This window comes from Caballeronia sp. LZ003, from assembly GCF_031451465.1.
Classification (GTDB): Bacteria; Pseudomonadota; Gammaproteobacteria; order Burkholderiales; family Burkholderiaceae; genus Caballeronia.
Genome location: NZ_JARUXJ010000036.1, coordinates 1 through 1,764 on the forward strand (window position 1 = coordinate 1; position 1,764 = coordinate 1,764).

The 1,764-nt window shown below is 59.5% G+C and carries 2 protein-coding genes; both read left to right on the forward strand.

Annotated features, from left to right (window positions below):
- Positions 1-147: IS66 family insertion sequence element accessory protein TnpB (gene tnpB, locus QCE79_RS39430; RefSeq protein WP_404989458.1), on the forward strand; the 147-nt coding region annotated here is incomplete at its 5' end.
- Positions 148-180: 33 nt separating this feature from the next.
- Positions 181-1,737, forward strand: a complete 1,557-nt coding sequence (gene tnpC / locus QCE79_RS32685) for an IS66 family transposase (protein ID WP_244832288.1) — start codon at positions 181-183, stop codon at positions 1,735-1,737.
- Positions 1,738-1,764: the final 27 nt, after the last annotated feature.

Below are 1,764 nucleotides of genomic sequence, written 5' to 3' on the forward strand. Positions count from 1 at the left end.
AAACGCCTCGAGCAGGACCGCTTCGTATGGCCGCGCAAGGAAGCGGTGCTCATGCTGCGAACAGAGCAACTTCACTGGCTACTGGAGGGCATCGACATCGAAGCGATGCGCGCGCATCCGAGGCGTTATTATCAGCGCGTGACCTGAAACGAGAACCGGCATCGCTGGTCTAATTCAGCGATGCCGCCATCATCCTCTTCTTCTACCGACGAACTGCAGGCGCTGCGCGCAGAACTCGCTGCCATGAAAGGCGAGTTGCGTGTGGTGACAGTCGAACGCGATTTGTTGCGCGAGAGACTTAAGGCCTATCAGCGGCAGTTGTTTGCTTCCAGGAGCGAAGTGCGCGGTGCTGAGCAACGCGACCTCTTCCTGAACGAAGCAGAAGCGCTCGCAACGGGATGCGAGCCGGCGCAACAGGCCGAAACTGAACAAAGCGTCGAAGTCGGCGCGCATGAACGCAAGAAGCGTGGGCGCAAACCGTTAGACCCGATGCTGCCTCGCGAGGTCGTGCGCCATGAGTTGCCCGAATCAGAACGCGTCTGCGCACACGACGGCCACGCACTGGTCGAGATCGGCGCTGAGATCAGCGAGCAACTCGATATCGTGCCGCAGCAGGTTCGCGTCATTCAGCACCAGCGAATCAAATACGCATGCCCTTGCTGCGACCTTAGCATCAAGGTGACGCCGGCACCTTCGCGCATCATCCCAAAGGGCTTACTCACTGAATCAGCGCTTGCATGGGTGGTTGTGAGTAAGTTTGCTGACGCGCTGCCGCTGTACCGGATCGCCGCGTTGCTGCACCGTTTCGGTGGCGATCTCTCACGCGGCACGCTGGCAGCAAGCGTAGTGCGCGTCGGCATGGCGGTGCAGCCGCTGATTAACCTGATGCGCGACCACCTGCTCGAGGCCGACATCGTTTACGGCGATGAAACGACGGTGCAGGTACTAAAAGAGCCGGGCCGTGCTGCACAACGCAAGAGCTACATGTGGGCGCAGATGAACGGTACCGGACCACCAGTGCGAATGTTCAACTACAGTCCCACGCGCAGCGCGGCGCAGGCCGCCGTGCTCTATGCAGGCATCAAACCCGGAGCGGTATTGATGAGCGACGGCTACGAGCCGTACAACGAAATCGCCCGAACAAACCAGCTGGTGCACCTTGGATGTTGGGCGCACGCGCGACGTTACCTGATTGAGGCGGAAGAGAACCTCCCTAAGGTACAGCGCGGCGGCAATCATCCGGTAAGCGAATTCATTCGCCTGATCGGCCAGCTGTTTGCCGTTGAGGCACGATCCGAACACATGACGCCGGAGCAGCGCCAGCAACTCAGACAGGCCAGAAGTCAGCCAGTTCTTGATCAGATCGAGGCGCTGCTATCGCGTCATCTGAACACGGTGTTGCCGCAAAGCGGCTTCGGCAAAGCGCTTCAATATCTGCGAGGCCAATGGCCCAAGCTGGTTCGCTACGTCGGCAACGGAGCGTGGCCCATCTCGAACAATCCGTGTGAGAACGCGATCAGACCGTTTACGGTTGGACGCCGGAACTGGCTCTTTAGTGACAGCGTCGCCGGCGCAAACGCCGCCGCCAACCTGTATTCGCTCGTGCAAACCTGCAAAGCCAACAGCATTGAGCCGTATCAATACCTCATCGCGTTGTTCAAAAGTCTGCCGCACGCGAACACCGCCGACGACTACGAGGCTTTGCTGCCCTGGCGACTGAATCCAACCATAGCCTGACGTATGTCGCATGGCAATGCGCAAGGG

Bases quoted from the DNA above. Each gene is read 5' to 3' on its own strand.
- tnpC (WP_244832288.1), top strand. From the start codon at position 181: ATGCCGCCATCATCCTCTTCTTCTACCGACGAACTGCAGGCGCTGCGC.